1 rRNA gene is annotated in these 289 nt (G+C 49.8%); it reads right to left on the bottom strand.

Annotated elements, in window-relative coordinates:
- Positions 1–108, bottom strand: a 5S ribosomal RNA gene (gene rrf / locus G9G57_RS25400); the annotation flags it as partial.
- Positions 109–289: the final 181 nt, after the last annotated feature.

The raw sequence follows: 289 nt of genomic DNA, 5'->3' as shown, positions 1-289 counted from the left end.
CGTCCTACTCTCCCAGGACCCTGCGGTCCAAGTACCATCGGCGCTGGAGGGCTTAACGGTCGTGTTCGGGATGGGTACGTGTGGAACCCCTCCGCTATCGCCACCAAACATGAATTTGCTCTGCAAATTCTTCCGAAGCTTATTCGGTTCATCACGGATTCTGTGAATGAATCGCCATACGCTTGTCGTATGTACTTCTACATACCTTCAAGGTTACACCCTGAAAACTGGATCCGAAACTTCATTGCGCCTTATCTTTAGGATAAGCCCTCGACCGATTAGTATTGGT

The sequence above is a fragment of the Paenibacillus sp. EKM211P genome (assembly GCF_011066175.1).
Taxonomy (GTDB): domain Bacteria; phylum Bacillota; class Bacilli; order Paenibacillales; family Paenibacillaceae; genus Paenibacillus; species Paenibacillus polymyxa.
The sequence above is the reverse complement of the archived record's forward strand: the minus strand, read 5'-3'. Positions and strand labels throughout refer to the sequence as shown.